Source organism: Pedobacter sp. PACM 27299 (assembly GCF_001412655.1).
GTDB lineage: Bacteria > Bacteroidota > Bacteroidia > Sphingobacteriales > Sphingobacteriaceae > Pedobacter.
On record NZ_CP012996.1, the window covers coordinates 5,408,153 to 5,427,184 of the forward strand.

The 19,032-nt window shown below is 39.8% G+C and carries 14 protein-coding genes; 9 read left to right on the forward strand and 5 right to left on the reverse strand.

Annotated features, from left to right (window positions below; all coding sequences use genetic code 11):
* Positions 1–85 precede the first annotated feature (85 nt).
* The gene (gene gyrB / locus AQ505_RS22665) at positions 86–2,044 is read right to left on the reverse strand and encodes a DNA topoisomerase (ATP-hydrolyzing) subunit B (RefSeq protein WP_062550275.1); all 1,959 of its coding nucleotides are present in this window, start codon (positions 2,042–2,044) and stop codon (positions 86–88) included.
* Positions 2,045–2,301: 257 nt separating this feature from the next.
* On the opposite strand from gyrB, the gene AQ505_RS22670 reads away from it, so the two are divergent.
* The 3 genes from AQ505_RS22670 (at position 2,302) to AQ505_RS22680 (ending at position 4,258) form a co-directional block, all read left to right on the forward strand.
* Positions 2,302–2,904 carry an OmpH family outer membrane protein gene (locus AQ505_RS22670; RefSeq protein WP_062550276.1) on the forward strand — a complete coding sequence of 201 codons (603 nt, stop codon included), beginning with the start codon at positions 2,302–2,304 and terminating at the stop codon, positions 2,902–2,904.
* Positions 2,905–3,037: 133 nt separating this feature from the next.
* Positions 3,038–3,523 carry a nucleoside deaminase gene (locus AQ505_RS22675; protein ID WP_062550277.1) on the forward strand — a complete coding sequence of 162 codons (486 nt, stop codon included), beginning with the start codon at positions 3,038–3,040 and terminating at the stop codon, positions 3,521–3,523.
* A gap of 18 nt (positions 3,524–3,541) precedes the next feature.
* Positions 3,542–4,258, forward strand: coding sequence for an EcsC family protein (locus AQ505_RS22680; RefSeq protein ID WP_082461683.1), 717 nt, complete (start codon positions 3,542–3,544; stop codon positions 4,256–4,258).
* 6 nt (positions 4,259–4,264) lie between these two features.
* On the opposite strand, the gene AQ505_RS22685 is transcribed toward AQ505_RS22680, so the two are convergent.
* Entirely contained in the window at positions 4,265–4,672 is a 408-nt protein-coding gene (locus AQ505_RS22685) for an RNA-binding S4 domain-containing protein (RefSeq protein WP_062550279.1), read from the reverse strand.
* A 79-nt stretch (positions 4,673–4,751) separates the two neighbouring features.
* On the opposite strand from AQ505_RS22685, the gene AQ505_RS22690 reads away from it, so the two are divergent.
* Genes AQ505_RS22690 through miaA form a run of 6 tightly spaced genes read left to right on the forward strand, consistent with a single transcriptional unit; the run spans position 4,752 to position 10,339 of the window.
* Positions 4,752–5,570: a 2,3,4,5-tetrahydropyridine-2,6-dicarboxylate N-succinyltransferase gene (locus AQ505_RS22690; protein ID WP_062550280.1), complete on the forward strand. Its 819-nt coding sequence runs from the start codon at positions 4,752–4,754 to the stop codon at positions 5,568–5,570.
* Between the two features lie 2 nt (positions 5,571–5,572).
* A complete protein-coding gene (locus AQ505_RS22695; protein ID WP_062550281.1) occupies positions 5,573–6,700 on the forward strand; it encodes a glycosyltransferase family 4 protein in 1,128 nt (375 codons plus the stop codon).
* 6 nt (positions 6,701–6,706) lie between these two features.
* On the forward strand, positions 6,707–7,273 hold the full coding sequence (locus AQ505_RS22700) for an L-threonylcarbamoyladenylate synthase (protein ID WP_062550282.1): 567 nt from the start codon (positions 6,707–6,709) through the stop codon (positions 7,271–7,273).
* 25 nt (positions 7,274–7,298) lie between these two features.
* Positions 7,299–8,705 (forward strand): CCA tRNA nucleotidyltransferase, encoded by a 1,407-nt coding sequence (locus AQ505_RS22705; RefSeq protein WP_062550283.1) that lies wholly within the window; start codon positions 7,299–7,301, stop codon positions 8,703–8,705.
* Between the two features lie 50 nt (positions 8,706–8,755).
* A complete protein-coding gene (locus tag AQ505_RS22710) occupies positions 8,756–9,418 on the forward strand; it encodes an IS1096 element passenger TnpR family protein (RefSeq protein WP_062550284.1) in 663 nt (220 codons plus the stop codon).
* 9 nt (positions 9,419–9,427) lie between these two features.
* Positions 9,428–10,339, forward strand: a complete 912-nt coding sequence (gene miaA, locus AQ505_RS22715) for a tRNA (adenosine(37)-N6)-dimethylallyltransferase MiaA (protein ID WP_062550285.1) — start codon at positions 9,428–9,430, stop codon at positions 10,337–10,339.
* On the opposite strand, the gene AQ505_RS22720 is transcribed toward miaA, so the two are convergent.
* From AQ505_RS22720 to rpoB, 3 genes are all read right to left on the reverse strand, one after another.
* Positions 10,336–10,650 carry a DUF3467 domain-containing protein gene (locus AQ505_RS22720; protein ID WP_062550286.1) on the reverse strand — a complete coding sequence of 105 codons (315 nt, stop codon included), beginning with the start codon at positions 10,648–10,650 and terminating at the stop codon, positions 10,336–10,338. The two genes, miaA and AQ505_RS22720, sit on opposite strands and share 4 nt — an antisense overlap.
* 124 nt (positions 10,651–10,774) lie before the next feature.
* Positions 10,775–15,061 (reverse strand): DNA-directed RNA polymerase subunit beta', encoded by a 4,287-nt coding sequence (gene rpoC / locus AQ505_RS22725; protein WP_062550287.1) that lies wholly within the window; start codon positions 15,059–15,061, stop codon positions 10,775–10,777.
* Between the two features lie 87 nt (positions 15,062–15,148).
* Positions 15,149–18,952, reverse strand: coding sequence for a DNA-directed RNA polymerase subunit beta (rpoB, locus tag AQ505_RS22730; protein ID WP_062550288.1), 3,804 nt, complete (start codon positions 18,950–18,952; stop codon positions 15,149–15,151).
* Positions 18,953–19,032: the final 80 nt, after the last annotated feature.

Genomic DNA, 19,032 nt, shown 5'->3' on the forward strand with positions numbered 1-19,032 from the left:
TAAATCTAATTCTTATTAAATATAAAAGGAGGCACCTTTATCAGGCACCTCCTTTTATATTTTAATTGTTATTTTGAACTGCTAATTAGGCATCAATCTTAGCATATTTAGCATTTCTCTCGATGAAATCTCTTCTTGGACCAACTTCATCACCCATTAACATGGAGAAGGTATGGTCACATTCAGCAGCATTTTCAATCGTTGCCTGTAATAAAGTACGTGTTGCAGGGTTTAAGGTAGTATCCCATAATTGCTCTGCGTTCATCTCTCCAAGACCTTTATAGCGTTGGATGTGTACACTCTCTTCTTTACCTGCACCTTTTAAGCGCTGTACTGCCTGATCGCGTTGTTGATCATTCCAGCAATATTCATGCTCTTTTCCTTTTTTAACCTGGTACAATGGTGGCGCTGCGATGTACACATAACCAGCTTCAATCAATGCTTTCATGTATCTGAAGAAGAAAGTAAGGATCAAGGTAGTAATGTGTGATCCATCGATGTCTGCATCCGTCATGATCACTACCTTATGGTAACGAAGTTTGGTTAAGTTCAGCGCTTTATCATCTTCCGGAGTTCCGATACTTACCCCTAAAGCGGTAAACATATTCTTGATCTCGTCGTTTTCATAGATCTTGTGCTCCATTGCTTTCTCAACGTTCAGGATTTTACCTTTCAGTGGAAGAATAGCCTGGAAATTACGGTCTCTACCTTGTTTGGCAGTTCCACCCGCGGAATCTCCCTCGACCAAGTAAATCTCACATTTTTCCGGATCACTATCAGAGCAATCGGCAAGCTTACCAGGTAAACCTGAACCACCCATTACACTCTTACGCTGCACCATCTCACGTGCTTTACGTGCTGCTGCACGTGCTGTAGCAGCAAGAATTACTTTATTAACGATCAGCTTTGCTTCTCTAGGATTTTCTTCCAGGTAATTGTTCAGTGCCTCACCAACGGCGATATCCACCGCACCCATTACCTCCGAGTTACCTAACTTTGTTTTCGTCTGACCTTCAAACTGTGGTTCCTGTACTTTTACAGAAACTACTGCAGTCAATCCTTCTCTAAAGTCATCACCGGTAATCTCAAATTTCACATTTTTAAGCAAGCCAGATTTATCAGCATACGCTTTTAAAGTTCTGGTTAAACCTCTTCTGAAACCTGCAATGTGTGTACCACCTTCATGTGTATTGATATTGTTCACATAAGAGTGTACATTTTCTGCATAACTATCATTATATTGTAAAGCCAGTTCTACTGGAATACCATTTTTGATACCTTCTACATAAATCGGCTCTGCAATCAGCGAAGGGCGACCTCCATCTAAAAACTGAACAAATTCTTTCAAACCGCCCTGAGAGTGGAAAAGTTCCGTAATCGGATTTCCTTCTTCGTCTAATTCACGCTCATCAGTAAGTGTCAGTTTAATTCCTTTATTCAGGAAAGACAGTTCTCTTAATCTGCTGGCTAAAGTATCATAACGGTACTCTAAAGTTTGGGTAAAGATCTCAGGATCCGGAGAAAACGTAATTACTGTTCCTCTTTTATCGGTTACCCCTACGATTTTCACATCGTATTGTGGCTTACCTTTTTCATATTCCTGTTCCCAGATTTGTCCGTCACGGTGAACTTCTGCTTTTAAATGTGTTGATAATGCGTTCACGCAACTTACCCCCACACCATGCAGACCACCGGAAACTTTATAAGTATCCTTATCAAATTTACCCCCGGCATGTAATACCGTCATTACGATCTCCAGAGCTGATTTTTGCTCTTTCTGCATAATTCCAGTAGGAATACCACGACCGTTATCTTCAACTCTGATCGAGTTGTCTTTAAGAATATTTACATATATCGTGTCAGCATGACCTGCTAACGCCTCATCAATAGAGTTATCTACTACCTCGTAAACTAAATGGTGTAATCCTTTTACTCCGGTGTCTCCTATATACATCGAAGGGCGCTTACGCACCGCTTCTAAACCTTCTAAAACCTGTATATTATCTGCCGAATAATTTGACTTTGGATCCTTTTCTTCGCTCATAATTTTTAAAAAAACAATTAGATTCAAAAATAACCATTTTAGCCCAATTAACCGCAAATGTGGATAACTATTTGACCAAAAAACCATTAAAAATGAGCTAAAAATCGTAGTTTTTTAGGATACTAAATTTGAAATTTTATATTTGTTGAAATTTATCATTCCAAAGGGTAAGAAATATCCTAAAAAACCAGTTTTAAAATAGCTGGAAGGGTGATGGGAGTCAAAAAAGTAAAACAAAAATCAATTATACTCATTAGATGAAAAGATCAACATTAAAACTTGGCAGCATTGCTACTGCAGTTGCATTAGTTTCCGTAATGGCTTCTTGCCAGAACAAAGAAAACGCAGGGACTACTACTGCTCCGAAATCTGAGTCGGCCACAGTAACAAGCGCAGAGAAAATCGTCTATGTAAATTCTGATTCCCTGTTAACAAAATATCAGTATTTCAAAGACTTAAAAACTAAACTTGACGCGAAGTCGAAAACAGCACAAACAGATCTTGCTTCTAAACAACAAGCTTTCCAACGTGAAGTAACTCAATATCAGCAACAACAAAACACCTTACCTGCTGATCAAAGAGCTGCTACTGAAGAAAGATTAGCACGTAAACAACAAGAATTACAGTCTTATTCTCAAAATGCAGGTGCTGCACTTCAAAATGAGCAAGCTACTGAGAATGAAAAATTATATGATAAGGTTGCAGAATATTTGAAAACTTATGCCAAAGGAAAAGGTTTCAAAATGGTATTGACCTATTCAAAAGGCAACAGTGCTATTTTATTTGCTGACGAATCTTTAGATGTAACCAGCGAAGTAATCGTAGGATTAAACGAAGCTTATTCAAAAGACAAAAAATAATCATCAGCTGATGAATTTTAAATGCTCCGGGAAATCGGGGCATTTTTTTTGTGCACTTATTTTAGCATAAGCACTGAGGCATCAATATTGGCAGCAGTATGATCCCCATTTCTAAAATCAATAAATCGACAATATGGACGTTACAAAGCAGCAGCACGAAAAGTTTATGAGAATGGCCATCGGCCTTTCAGAGAAGAATGTGACCGAAGAATTAGGTGGCCCCTTTGGTGCTGTAGTGGTAAAAGAGGGGAAAGTGATCGCGAAAAGCGGTAACAGGGTCACCAGTACCAATGACCCGACAGCCCATGCAGAAGTATCAGCTATTAGAATTGCCTGCAAGAAACTGAAAACTTTTGACCTGACAGGATGTGTAATTTATACCAGCTGTGAACCCTGTCCAATGTGCCTGAGTGCTGTTTATTGGTCAAGAATCAATACCATTTATTACGCCAACACAAAAGTAGATGCAGCAAATATTGGCTTTGATGATCAATTCATTTATGAAGAATTGGAAAAACCAATGACGGAACGCAGTCTACCTATCCAGCAAATGCTAAGAGACGAAGCCCTCCAGGCTTTTAAACTTTGGGAGCAGTCTTCTAGGAGAGTTACTTATTAAATATTGTAATATACAGCTGTGAATTACGAAGAGAAAATAACTATTGAACTGGAATTCTGGAAACGAAAAATGAGGCTTAAACCCTCATTTTTCAATAAAATTACTAATAACTTTCAAAAGAAAATCAACAGCTATATTCCTGAAAAAATTCATACCGCGATCACGGTGACCATTAAAAATATGATCAAAGGAGTGTTGTATGGTTCCACCTACACCACTTCCAATATGCCTGCATTAGAAATGAGCCTGGTACATAGAGAGGCTTTGGTAAAGCAGAAAATTGACAATTATTGCAAAACCGGAGCTGCAGAAGGCGGTATTACCGGTGCTGGAGGTTTCCTTATGAGCATGGCCGATTTCCCTATCCTCATCGGTATAAAAATGAAACTGCTATTTGAAATCGCAGCACTATATGGCTTTGATGTAAAAGATTATAAAGAGCGTTTATACTTACTGTATATTTTTCAACTTGCTTTCTCCAGTCAGCAGGGACGTACTAAAGTTTTCATGCACCTTGAAAACTGGGAGGATAAACTGCATATACTCCCGCAAAATGTGGACCGTATCGACTGGAAAACCCTTCAGCAGGAATACCGAGATTACATCGATCTCGCCAAATTAGCCCAGCTATTGCCTGTAGTAGGTGCAGCTGTAGGTGCGATTGCCAATTATCAATTGATCAAACAACTTGGCGAAACAGCGATGCAAGCCTATAGAATGAGACTATTAAAATAACGTCAATTACTTCTCGCCTTCTTCTTCAAACAGCCCCCCCGTCAGGTCGTCGATTTCCCTACGGTCTTTCTTTGTTGGTCTACCTGCACCACGATCTCTGATCAATACCGGTGAATGGAACATAGATTTATAACCCTGGGTCTCCTCCAGAGGCGTAATGTCTTTATATTTAGTAACCGCAATTTTAGCCTCTACCCTATTGTATAGCAGCTCCACTACTTCAATTACTTTCTTTTCTATTCCTTTGGATACCTGGTACACATCACCAGGTTTGACTATTGCAGAAGCTTTAAGATTATTCCCATTGAATTTCACACGACCCGCTTTACAAGCCTCTGTCGCCAAACTCCTGGTCTTAAATAATCTGATTGCCCATAAGTACTTATCTATCCGTAATTTTTCTTGCTCTGCCATAAAAAATCAAAAATACATTATAGAAAACAATGGTCTATACATAAAATTGATTTATTTTGTCAAAAAAATAACTTAAAACATGATAGCACAATTAAAAAAGTTAGTAGAAGCCGCTTGGGAAGACAGAACTTTATTAGGATATAGTGAATATTGCGAAGCAATAGAAACGGTAATTATGCAACTTGATAAAGGTGAATTGCGCGTTGCTGAACCAGTACTGAACTCCTGGGCTGTGAATGAATGGATCAAAAAAGCTGTAATCCTTTATTTTCCAATCAGAGAAATGAAAGAAATTGAAGTTGGTCCTTTCGTATTTCATGATAAAATGAAATTGAAAACCAATTATAAGGAACTAGGTGTAAGAGTAGTACCTCATGGTATTGCACGTTATGGTGCTTATTTAGCCAAAGGTGTGATCATGATGCCTTCTTATGTAAATATCGGTGCTTACGTTGACGAAGGTACAATGGTAGATACATGGGCTACTGTAGGTTCATGTGCACAGATCGGCAAACACGTTCACTTAAGTGGTGGTGTGGGTATTGGCGGTGTATTAGAGCCAATTCAAGCTGCTCCGGTCATCATTGAAGACAATGTTTTTATTGGTTCAAGAGCGATCGTTGTGGAAGGTGTTCGTGTGGAAAGAGAAGCTGTTCTAGGTGCAAACGTAGTTTTAACTGCCTCTACAAAAATTATTGATGTTACAGGCAACACGCCAGTGGAATATAAAGGTATCGTTCCTGCACGTTCAGTAGTAATTCCAGGTAGCTATGCGAAGAAATTCCCAGCTGGTGAATTCCAGGTTCCATGTGCATTGATCATTGGTCAGCGTAAAGAATCTACAGATAAAAAGACTTCTCTAAATGATGCATTGAGAGAAAATAATGTAGCAGTATAATAATGAAGATTGGTTTTGACGGAAAGAGGGCAGCGAATAATTTAACAGGACTAGGGAACTACAGCAGGTCTTTGGTTACCCACCTGGCAGAATTTTTCCCTCAAAACCAATACTTTGTTTATACACCCAAAGTAAAGGATCACACTCAGATCTCCCGGTTTTTGCAAATCAAGGGAGTTAAAACTGAGCTTCCTGATCGTCCGGGATGGTTCTGGAGAACTTCTGGAATTAAAAAGCAACTATTAAAAGATCAGATTGACCTGTTTCATGGTTTGAGCCATGAGATCCCATTGGGGATTCAGGATTCTGGAATTGCAAGTGTAGTGACGATACATGACCTAATTTTTCTCAGGTTCCCTCAATATTACGGCAGGATCGATCGATTCATTTACCAGCTAAAATTCCGCTATGCCTGCAAACATGCAGACAAGATTATAGCCATCAGTGAATGTACAAAAAGAGACCTTGTCCATTTCTTCCACACCGACCCTGATAAAATTGAAGTTGTTTACCAAAGCTGCGATGACAGTTTCAAATCTATAACTGATCAAAAGAAAAAGCAGGAAGTCAGGGATAAGCACCAGTTACCAGAAAAATATGTTCTGAATGTAGGAACAATTGAAAGCCGGAAAAACCTGCTGACGCTGATCAAAGCGTTGCCAGAAATTCATCCGGATTACCAACTCGTAGTGGTTGGAAAAAAAACAGCTTATAAAGACCTGGTCAACAAAGAAATTGTAGCATTGGGCTTAAAATCCAGGGTTACTTTTTTACAGAACGTACCTTTCGAGGACTTACCCTCTATTTATCAAATGGCTAAGGCCTTTGTATATCCATCCTTATATGAAGGATTTGGTATTCCTATCATTGAAGCTTTGTATTCCGGCATTCCGGTCATTGCAGCAACCGGTTCCTGTTTAGAAGAAGCCGGAGGCGACAACAGCTTGTATGTTGCTCCTTATGACCATCAGGCGCTCTCCGATGCCATAAATAAAGTATTAAACAGCCCTGCTCTCGCCACAGTGATGACAGTAAAAGGGCTGGAGTATGTTAAAAAATTTGATACCCGGGTCCTCACTGAGGAAATGATTAAAATTTATACCCAGGTACTTTCCAATCACCAGAAATAACAGGTTATGCTTAGAACAGAAATTGAAAAAACCCTTCAGGTATTAAAAGACGGAGGGGTGATTCTTTATCCTACAGACACAGTTTGGGGATTAGGATGTGATGCTACAAATGAAGCAGCAGTAGCCAGAATAAATGACATCAAACAACGCAGCGCGGATAAAAGCTTTATCGTCTTGCTCGACAATGATGCTAAACTCCAAAGTTACGTAACTGAAATCCCTGAAGTCGCTTACGACTTAATCGAATACGCAGAAAACCCATTGACGATTATTTTCTCAGGCGCAAAAAACCTCGCTAAAAATGTGATCAATGAAGATGGCAGCGTAGGGATTAGAATTGTAAAGCATGACTTCTGTAAGGAGCTCATTCAACGCTTCCGTAAACCCATCACCTCTACTTCTGCCAATAAATCTGGTGAACCCGCCCCACTGATCTTTGATGAGATTTCAGAAGAAATTAAAGCGGCAGTAGATTACGTAGTTGATTGGGAACAAGCGTTACAGACCCCGAAAAAACCTTCTACCATCATGAAATTAGCTCCCGGAGGTCAATTTTCCTTTATTAGAAAGTAAGTTTTATTACTTTTGTAACTCATTAATGGAAAAACATTTACAAAATCCAATATTTAAAGTCCTTGCCGATATTGCTCAAACACATCAGATTGAAGCATACGTAATAGGTGGGTATGTGCGCGATATTTTCTTAAAAAGACCCTCCAAAGACATCGATATTGTGGTGCTGGGGAATGGAATTGAGTTCGCCGAATTAATAGGTAAACAGCTCAAAACCAAGGTAGCGGTATTTAAAAACTTTGGCACCGCCATGTTAAAAACCCGCGATCTGGAAATAGAATTTGTTGGGGCCCGAAAAGAGTCCTACCGTGCAGATTCCCGAAAGCCTATCGTAGAAAATGGTACCATCAAAGACGACCAGCTGAGAAGAGATTTCACCATCAACGCCCTGGCCATCTCTCTGAATAAAGAAAATTATGCACAGCTTGTTGATCCATTCAACGGAATTAACGACCTGGAGCAAAAACTCATCAGAACTCCTCTTGATCCTGAGCTTACTTTTTCAGATGATCCATTGAGGATGATGAGGGCTATTCGTTTTGCCACTCAATTAGAGTTCAGCATAGACGAAGGTGCCATCAATGCCATCAAAAAGCAGAAAGAAAGAATCAGTATCGTATCAAAAGAGCGCATTACTGATGAACTCAACAAGATTATTCTTTCTAAAATACCTTCCATAGGTTTCAAATACCTGTTTGATACTGGTCTTTTACACTTGGTATTTCCACAAATGGCCAATCTTTATGGAGTGGAGATCATCAATGGAAAAGGGCATAAAGATAATTTTTATCATACCTTGCAGGTGCTCGATAATATTTGTGAAGCGACAGACGATCTTTGGCTTCGCTGGGCGGCTATTCTTCATGACATTGCTAAACCGGCAACCAAGCGTTTTGAAGAAGGACATGGCTGGACTTTTCATGGCCATGAAGACAAAGGTGCCAGAATGGTGCCTCAGATTTTTAATCAATTGAAGCTTCCATTAAATGAGAAGATGAAATTGGTCCAGAAATTGGTACAGCTTCACCTCAGACCTATTGTTCTTGCGCAGGAAGTGGTTACGGATTCGGCAGTCAGAAGGTTATTATTCGATGCCGGTGAAGATATAGAGAGTCTGATGATGCTTTGCAATGCCGATGTCACCACAAAAAACGAGTACAAAGTAAAGAAGTACCGAAATAACTTTGAGCTGGTTAAACAGAAGCTTAAAGACGTGGAAGAACGCGATAAGGTGAGAAACTGGCAGCCACCAATCACAGGTACCCATATTATGGAGATCTTTGGTTTAGGCGCAGGCAAAGAAGTAGGGCTGATCAAAAATGCCATCCGTGAAGCAATTCTGGAAGGTGAGATCAAAAACGACTATGACGAGGCGCTGCAGTTCATGCTGGAAAAGGCTAAAGAATTTGGCCTGCAGCCCGTAAAGCACTAATACAAAGTACAATAATATTTTATAATTTTATAGCTAGAAAAAAAGCTCAGATGGCAATTTATAGATTTAGAATAAGTTTCGAGGATTTCGATGAGGTAGTTAGGGAAATCGATATCAAACCAAACCAGACATTTGAAGATTTACATCGTGCGATACATCGCTCAACAGGATATTCTGCTGAAAAATCCTCTTCTTTTTATGTGAGTACCGATCATTGGATCAAAGGAGACGAAATTGCCTACCTGCCAAATCAACGTAAAGCAGATAGAGGGGTAACTTTAATGGAAAAAGCTAAACTGAGCAGCTTCATAGAAGATCCACATCAGAAATTCTATTATATCTACAATTTCGATCGTCCGTTTGATTTTCATGTAGAACTGATCAAGATCATTCTGGAAACTGATCCGAACCTCGAGTACCCTGTATTGGTTAAAAGTGTTGGAGAAGCGCCTAAAATCATCGACAAAGACAACTTCAATGCCGTTGCAGTATCCTCAAATGAGGCATCTACTGAATTTGACTTCTTGAATGAGCTGGATTTTGTTCCTGGTGATACGGAAGAATTGGCAGCAATGGACGGAAGAGGTATCAATACGGAAGAAAAAACAATTGACGACGATGCCGATGAAGATTCAGCGGATGCTGATGAGTATGGCAGCGACGAAGACAACTACGAAGATGATGAGTACGGTGGTAAAGACGACGATTACTAGTATTCGATCATGTTATTGAATAAAACCTTAATTGTAATTGTTGGTCCTACCGGAATAGGAAAAACGGCACTGGCTATTGAACTGGCCAGACATTTTTCTACAGAGATCATTTCGGCAGATTCCCGTCAGTTCTTTAAGGAGATGGAAATTGGGACTGCAAAACCTTCCCCGGAAGAGTTAAATGCGGCCCCACATCATTTCATTAACTCACACAGTATACAAATGCTATTCAGCACTGGCGACTTTGAAATACAGGCGTTACAGCTGATGGAGGACCTTTTTAAGAAACAGGATCTGCTGATTATGGTTGGCGGATCCGGTTTATACATTGACGCCGTCTGCAATGGCCTCGATGACCTTCCGGATACAGATCTTAATATCCGTGAACAGTTAAAACAACAGCTGGAAGAGGAAGGGATAGAATCCATTAAACAGCAGTTAAAAATCTATGATCCTGAGTATTACGAAAAAGTAGACCAGGCAAATCCGCAAAGAATGGTCAGAGGATTGGAATTCTTCCTTTCTACTGGCGAGAAACTCTCCTCCTACCAAACCAACAGCAAAAAGCAAAGGCCTTTCAATATCATCAAAATAGGGCTTAATATGAACCGTGCAGCATTATATGAGCGCATCAACCATAGAGTAGACCAAATGATGGATGCAGGCTTACTGGAGGAGGTAAAGGAGCTTCAGGAGTACAGAAAGTACAATGCCTTAAATACGGTGGGTTATTCGGAACTATTCGATTATCTGGATGGTCACATTCCCCTGGAGACTGCCGTAGATAAGATCAAACAAAACACACGTCGCTTTGCGAAACGCCAGCTGACCTGGTTTAGAAGGGATGACAACACTGCCTGGTTTGAACCCAATGCCAGCAAAGCCGTCATCCTTCATATCAATAATGTATTAAAATCTTAAGCCTGGGCTGTTGGTCCTCCAAAATTCATTGGAAATCCAGGAGGCTCATCTTGTGTTTTAATTTTGCCATAGGCAGTTTCATATTTTTCCAGATTATCTTGCATTGCCGCCATTAGCCTTTTAGCATGTTCCGGTGTCAGGATAATCCTTGATTTCACTCTTGCCTTAGGCACCCCAGGCATCACTCTGATAAAGTCCAGTACAAACTCCGTATTGGAATGTGTGATGATGGCCAGGTTCGAAAAAATCCCTTCTGCGATCTCTTCAGAAAGTTCAATACTTAATTGGTTGTCGTTTTGCTGTTCTTCCATAGCACAAAACTATTACTTTAATCCATATAGAGGTAGTGGATAGTCAATTATTTTCCAAACCATCGCGCACAAAAAAGTCCCCCGACTTTATCAGAAGGGGGACTTTTCAAAAGATATTTAAATATTAAGCATCTACTTCTTCTTGTTTCGAAGCTAATAATTTATCGTATTCTTCTTGAGAACCTACAATGATACGCTCATATCCACGTACACCTGTACCTGAAGGAATTAAGTGTCCAACAATTACGTTTTCTTTTAATCCAAGCATGTTATCACGTTTACCAGCAATTGCTGCCTCGTTTAACACTTTTGTAGTCTCCTGGAAGGATGCTGCAGAGATGAACGATTTCGTTCCTAATGAAGCACGTGTGATCCCCTGTAACATTGAACTCGCAGTTGCAGGTCTTGCATCACGAACTTCAATTTGTCTCAAATCTTTACGTTTCAATTGAGAATTTTCGTCTCTTAATTTACGTAGAGAAAGGATTTGTCCTGGTTTCACAGTGTTAGAATCACCAGCTTCTACAACAACTTTCTTGTCATAAATCTCGTCATTCTCAATCATGAAGTCCCAACGATCTGCAAGATTATTCTCTAAGAAAGTGGTATCTCCTGGATCTTCAATATGAACTTTTTGCATCATCTGGTGTACAATCACCTCAAAGTGTTTATCATTGATTTTCACACCTTGTAAACGGTAAACCTCTTGAATACCATTCACTAGATATTCTTGTACAGCAGCTGGACCTTTAATCGCTAAGATATCCGCTGGAGAGATAGAACCATCAGACAGAGGCATACCTGCTTTCACAAAATCATTATCCTGAACAAGGATGTGTTTAGACAATGGAACAAGGTATTTTTTAACTTCGCCGTCTTTAGATTCAATCGTCATTTCGCGGTTACCACGTTTAACGCCACCTAAGGTTACCACACCATCAATCTCTGTTACTACAGCAGGGTTTGAAGGGTTACGTGCTTCGAAAAGCTCCGTTACACGTGGTAAACCACCTGTGATATCTCTAGTTTTACCAGTTGCACGAGGAATCTTAACCAGGATCTGACCAGTTTTAACTGCGTCACCTTCATCGATAGCGATGTGGGCTCCAACAGGGATGTTATATCCTCTGATCAATTCACCTTTTTTATCCACAACCCGTACAGAAGGGTTTTTAGTTTTATCACGTGTATCGATAATTACTTTCTCACGGTGACCAGTTTGCTCGTCCGACTCTTCACGGAAGGTTACACCTTCAACGATCGCATCAAATTCGATTTTACCAGCGAACTCAGAGATAATTACCGCGTTGTATGGATCCCATGAACAAATCTTATCACCCTTAGTGATTTTAGCCCCATCCTCAACATATAAGAATGAACCGTAAGGAATGTTATTGGTCATGATCACTTTGTTTGTACCAGGCTCCACAATTTTGAACTCTCCTGAACGACCTAAAACAATTTGTTTCACGCCTTCTTCAGTATCATTCTCTACTGTACGAACATTTTCAAACTCAATGATACCATCAAATTTAGCATTGATTTGAGACTCTGCAGCGATGTTCGATGCAGTACCCCCAACGTGGAACGTACGAAGTGTTAACTGTGTACCCGGCTCACCAATGGACTGTGCAGCAATTACACCGACAGCTTCACCTTTTTGAACACGTTTACCAGTTGCTAAGTTACGACCGTAACAAAGCGCACATACTCCGCGTTTATTTTCGCAGGTTAATACCGAACGAATTTCAACACCTTCTAATGGTGATTCTTCAATCGCTTTCGCAATATCTTCATCAATATCAAGGCCCGCACCTACTAATAATTCACCATTCAAAGGATTGAATACATCATGCAGAGAGATACGACCCAATAATCTGTCGTACAATGGCTCAACGATGTCTTCATTATCTTTCAATGCAGTAGTGTACATACCTCTTAAAGTACCGCAATCTTCTGCATTAACGATCATATCCTGTGCTACATCATGTAAACGACGTGTCAAGTAACCCGCATCCGCCGTTTTTAACGCCGTATCCGCAAGACCTTTACGCGCACCGTGAGTAGAGATAAAGTATTCTAATACCGATAAACCTTCCTTAAAGTTAGATAGAATCGGATTTTCAATAATCTCACCACCTGAACCTGATTTCTGAGGCTTAGCCATCAAACCACGCATACCGCATAGCTGACGAATCTGCTCTTTCGAACCACGGGCTCCAGAGTCCAACATCATATAAACTGAGTTGAAACCTTGGTTATCGCTCGATAACTGAGTCATCACGAATGATGTTAAACGGTTATTGATACGAGTCCAAATATCAATAATTTGGTTGTAACGCTCGTTGTTGGTAATGAATCCCATGTTATAGTTATTCCTTACTTCTTCAACTTCAGCAGAAGCTTGTTCCAATAGCGCTTGTTTCTCAACAGGAATGTTTACATCTTGTAAATTAAATGATAAACCTCCTCTGAATGCCATTTGGAAACCTAATTCTTTGATATCATCTAGGAATCTTGCTGCGCGGGACATACCGGTAATTTTCACTACGTGACCAATGATATCTCTAAGAGATTTCTTAGTCAATAGTTCATTGATGTAACCAACTTCTGCCGGAACCATTTGATTAAATAGTACACGACCTACAGTTGTTTCCAACAATTTATTAACGATTGTTCCATCTTCCAATTTCACATTTACCTTCACTTTGATAAACGCGTGAAGATCAATTCTCTTCTCATTGTAAGCAATGATTACTTCTTCAGGAGAATAGAATGAGAAATCTTGTCCGTTAACTACACGTCCTTCGTCTGTTCTACGGCCTTTAGTGATATAGTAAAGACCCAAGACCATATCCTGTGAAGGTACAGTAATTGGAGTTCCGTTTGCAGGGTTTAGAATGTTGTGGGCAGCAAGCATTAATACTTGTGCTTCTAAGATTGCGGCGTGTCCTAATGGCAAGTGTACTGCCATCTGGTCACCGTCAAAATCCGCGTTAAATGCGGTACATACTAATGGGTGTAATTGGATTGCTTTACCTTCCACCAGTTTAGGTTGGAAAGACTGGATACCCAATCTGTGTAGTGTTGGTGCACGATTCAGTAATACCGGGTGACCTTTTAAAACATTCTCCAGAATATCCCAAACTAACGGGTCTTTTCTGTCTACAATTTTCTTTGCAGATTTTACTGTTTTAACGATACCTCTTTCTATCATCTTGCGAATGATAAACGGTTTGAATAGCTCAGCAGCCATATCTTTAGGTAAACCGCATTCATGTAATTTAAGGTTTGGACCTACAACAATTACAGAACGAGCAGAATAATCCACACGTTTACCTAATAAATTCTGACGGAAACGACCTTGTTTACCTTTCAGGATGTCTGAAAGAGATTTTAAAGCACGGTTACCTTCAGTCTTAACTGCATTTACTTTACGTGAGTTATCAAATAACGAATCAACCGCTTCCTGCAACATACGTTTTTCATTACGTAAAATTACTTCTGGCGCTTTGATCTCGATTAAACGTTTCAAACGATTGTTACGGATAATCACACGACGGTATAGATCATTTAAATCTGAAGTCGCAAAACGACCACCTTCCAACGGTACTAAAGGACGTAATTCCGGTGGAATAACAGGAACAATCTTGATGATCATCCACTCTGGATTATTCTCAATACGGGTTCTTGCACCACGGAAAGCTTCCACTACCTGTAAACGTTTCAAAGCTTCGTTTTTACGTTGCTGAGAAGTCTCGTTTGCAGCCTGGTGGCGTAAGTTATAAGATAAAGTATCTAAATCAATACGTTTCAATAAGTCTTCTAATGCTTCAGCACCCATTTTGGCGATGAATTTATTAGGGTCTTTATCGTCTAAATATTGGTTTTCTTTTGGCAACTTATCAAGAATATCAAGATATTCCTCTTCAGTTAAGAAATCCATATATTGAATACCTTCTTCTGCCATGAAACCAGCTTGAATTACTACATAACGCTCGTAGTAAATGATCAAATCTAATCTCTTTGTAGGCAATCCTAACAGGTATCCAATTTTATTTGGTAAAGAGCGGAAATACCAGATATGCGCTACAGGAACCACCAAATTGATGTGTCCCATACGCTCTCTACGTACTTTCTTTTCTGTAACCTCAACACCACAACGGTCACATACAATACCCTTATAACGGATACGTTTGTATTTACCGCAATGACATTCGTAATCTTTAACCGGACCGAAAATACGCTCACAGAACAAACCATCACGCTCAGGTTTGTAAGTACGGTAATTGATCGTCTCAGGTTTTAACACCTCCCCACTAGAGCGCTCTAAAATAGCCTCCGGCGATGCCAAACTAATGGTGATCGAGGTGAAATTGCTTTTTAATTTATTATCCTTTTTGTAAGACATAGCTCTTTTGTTTGAATTTGAAAATTTAAAAAGCCGGAACGGTCACCAGCTTAACTGTGATCCGTTCCAGCATTAAAAAATTCAACATTAGTCTAACGTAATATCTAAACCTAATCCGCGTAACTCATGTACCAATACATTAAATGATTCTGGTACACCTGGCGTAGGAAGGTTTTCGCCTTTTACAATCGCCTCATAAGTTTTGGCCCTACCGATCACATCATCTGACTTAACAGTTAAGATCTCTTGTAGGATATTAGCCGCACCGAATGCCTCTAATGCCCAAACCTCCATCTCACCAAAACGCTGTCCACCGAATTGAGCTTTACCACCCAATGGCTGTTGTGTAATTAATGAGTATGGTCCGATTGAACGAGCGTGCATCTTATCATCAACCATGTGCCCTAATTTCAACATGTAGATAATACCTACAGTTGTTGGCTGGTCAAATTTCTCACCCGTTAAACCGTTATGCAAGTAAGTTCTACCTGAAGCAGGTACACCAGCTTTAGCGATCCAGTCTTCTACCTCGTCATGTTTAGCACCATCAAAGATTGGAGTGGCAAATTTCACACCCAGTTCTTTACCGGCCCATGCCAATACAGTTTCATAGATCTGGCCCAAGTTCATACGTGAAGGTACACCCAGTGGGTTCAACACGATATCAACAGGTGTTCCATCTTCTAAGAATGGCATATCTTCATCACGAACGATACGGGCTACAATACCCTTATTACCGTGACGACCAGCCATCTTATCACCTACTTTTAATTTACGTTTTTTAGCTACATAAACCTTAGCCATTTGTACAATACCTGATGGCAATTCATCACCAACACTGATGGCGAATTTATCACGTTTGTAAGCACCTAGTTCTTCGTTCACACGAATACCATAGTTGTGCAATAGCAATTTAATCTGGTCATTCTTCTCTTCATCAGTAGTCCATTTGTATGGGTTGATGTGAGCATATTCCAGATCAGCAAGACTTTTCTGCGTAAACTTAGCACCTTTAGGGAATAATAATTCCTTGTAAACATTGAATACACCTTGAGATGTTTTACCGTTTACAATCTGGAACAATTTATCTACAAGCTCATTTTTCAGATTAGTTGTTGCAAGGTCATATCTCTTATCTAATTTCTCTATCGCTGCTTTTTCTTCAGCTTTAGTCGTTTTCTTAGCTCTTGAGAATAACTTAGTATCAATTACCACACCTTTAATCGATGGTGGAGTTTTCAAGGATGCATCTTTCACATCACCTGCTTTATCACCAAAGATTGCACGTAGTAATTTCTCTTCCGGCGAAGGATCAGATTCTCCCTTAGGAGTGATCTTACCAATCAGGATGTCTCCTTCTTTGACTTCAGCACCTACACGGATGATACCGTTTTCATCTAAATCTTTAGTAGCTTCTTCAGAAACGTTAGGGATATCTGGTGTTAATTCCTCTTCTCCACGTTTCGTATCACGCACTTCTAATTCAAACTCTTCAATGTGTAATGAAGTAAAGATATCTTCACGAACAATACGTTCGCTAATTACGATCGCATCCTCAAAGTTGTATCCTTGCCAAGGCATGAAAGCAACTTTTAAGTTTCTTCCTAATGCCAATTCACCATTTTCAGTAGCATACCCTTCACAAAGTACTTGTCCTTTTACTACTTTCTGACCTTTCTTAACGATTGGTTTCAAGTTGATACAAGTATTCTGATTGGTTTTCTTGAATTTGATTAATTTATATGTTTTGCTATCACCTTCGAATGAAACCAAACGATCTGCATCGTTTCTAACATACTTAATGGTAATCTCATTTGAATCCACATATTCTACTACACCTTCACCTTCAGCATTGATCAGTGTTCTTGAATCGCGGGCTACGCGACCTTCTAAACCTGTACCAACGATTGGTGCTTCAGGACGTAACAATGGTACGGCCTGACGTTGCATGTTGGATCCCATCAAGGCCCTGTTCGCATCATCATGCTCAAGGAATGGAATCAACGAAGCAGCGATTGATGTAATCTGATTAGGAGCTACGTCCATTAAGTCTAATTTCTCAGGCTCAATAACCGGGAAGTCACCCTCGTAACGTGCTTTAACACGTGCAGTGGTGAAATTACCTTGATCATCATAAGCAGCATTCGCTTGTGCAATAGTTTTACCATCTTCATCTTCTGCAGACAGGTAAATCACATCCTCATCTACCTGAACAATTCCGTCTTTAACTTTTTTGTATGGAGTTTCAATGAAACCTAAGTTATTGATCTTCGCGTGAACGCAAAGAGAAGAGATCAAACCAATGTTTGGACCCTCCGGAGTTTCAATCGTACAAAGACGACCGTAGTGAGTATAGTGAACGTCACGCACCTCGAAACCGGCACGTTCACGTGAAAGACCACCTGGGCCTAGGGCTGAAAGACGACGCTTGTGCGTGATCTCTGCCAGAGGATTCGTCTGGTCCATGAACTGCGACAACTGGTTAGTACCAAAGAATGAATTAATAACCGACGATAAAGTACGGGCATTAATTAAGTCTGTTGGAGTAAACACCTCGTTATCACGAATGTTCATACGCTCACGAATGGTACGAGCCATACGAGCTAAACCAACACCAAATTGAGCGTATAATTGCTCACCTACTGTACGAACACGACGATTCGACAAGTGATCAATATCATCCACTTCTTCTTTAGAGTTGATCAGTTTGATCAAGTATTTAACAATCGCAATAATATCCGCTTTTGTCAATACTTTAACGTGATCAGGAGTATCCATTTTCAACTTACGGTTGATGCGGTATCTACCTACATCTCCTAAGTCATAACGTTTATCCGAGAAGAACAAACGCTCAATGATACCTCTTGCAGTTTCCTCATCAGGTGGTTCTGCATTACGCAAAGCACGATAGATGTTTTCAACAGCCTCTTTTTCAGAGTTTGAAGTATCTTTTTGTAAAGTATTATAGATAATGGTATAATCAGCTTGGCTGGCACCATCATCTTTAGATAAGATGATCGTTTTAACACCTGCATCAATGATCATATCAATGTGCTCATCTTCTAAAACAGTATCTCTGTCTAAGATTACTTCGTTACGATCAATGGAAACTACTTCACCAGTATCTTCATCCACAAAATCTTCAACCCATTTTCTTAGCACTCTTGCTGCAAGTTTACGTCCGATGTACTTCTTTAAACCTGACTTGCTAACTTTTACTTCATCAGCAAGATCAAATAATTCAAGGATGTCTTTATCAGAATCGTAACCGATAGCACGTAATAACGTAGTTACCGGGAATTTTTTCTTACGGTCGATGTAAGCATACATTACGTTGTTCACGTCAGTAGCAAACTCGATCCATGATCCTTTGAAAGGAATCACACGTGCAGAATAAAGCTTAGTACCATTTGTGTGACGGCTCTGGCCGAAGAATACACCTGGCGACCTGTGTAATTGCGAAACAATTACGCGCTCTGCACCGTTGATTACGAAGGTACCTTTAGGGGTCATATATGGAATAGTTCCCAGGTACACATCTTGAATGATGGTTTCAAAATCTTCGTGTTCTGCATCATTACAAGAAAGTTTCAGCTTCGCTTTTAATGGAACACTATACGTTAACCCACGGTCAATACACTCAGGTATATCGTAACGCGGTGGATCAATAAAATAATCTAGGAATTCTAAAACAAAGATATTTCTAGAATCTGTGATTGGGAAGTTTTCAGCAAACACCTTAAACAAACCTTCTGTATGACGGTTATCTGAAGTGGTCTCGATCTGAAAAAATTCTCTGAATGATTGCAACTGTACATCTAGAAAATCCGGGTAATCTATGATGTGCTTACTACGTGCAAAATTTACTCTTTGGTCGACTTTATTTGCCAATGGACTAAAGTTAATTTAGTTTAAGAATAAACTATTTGTTTGGTTTGCCGTTAAACGTTTTCACCAGCCAAACAAGATGA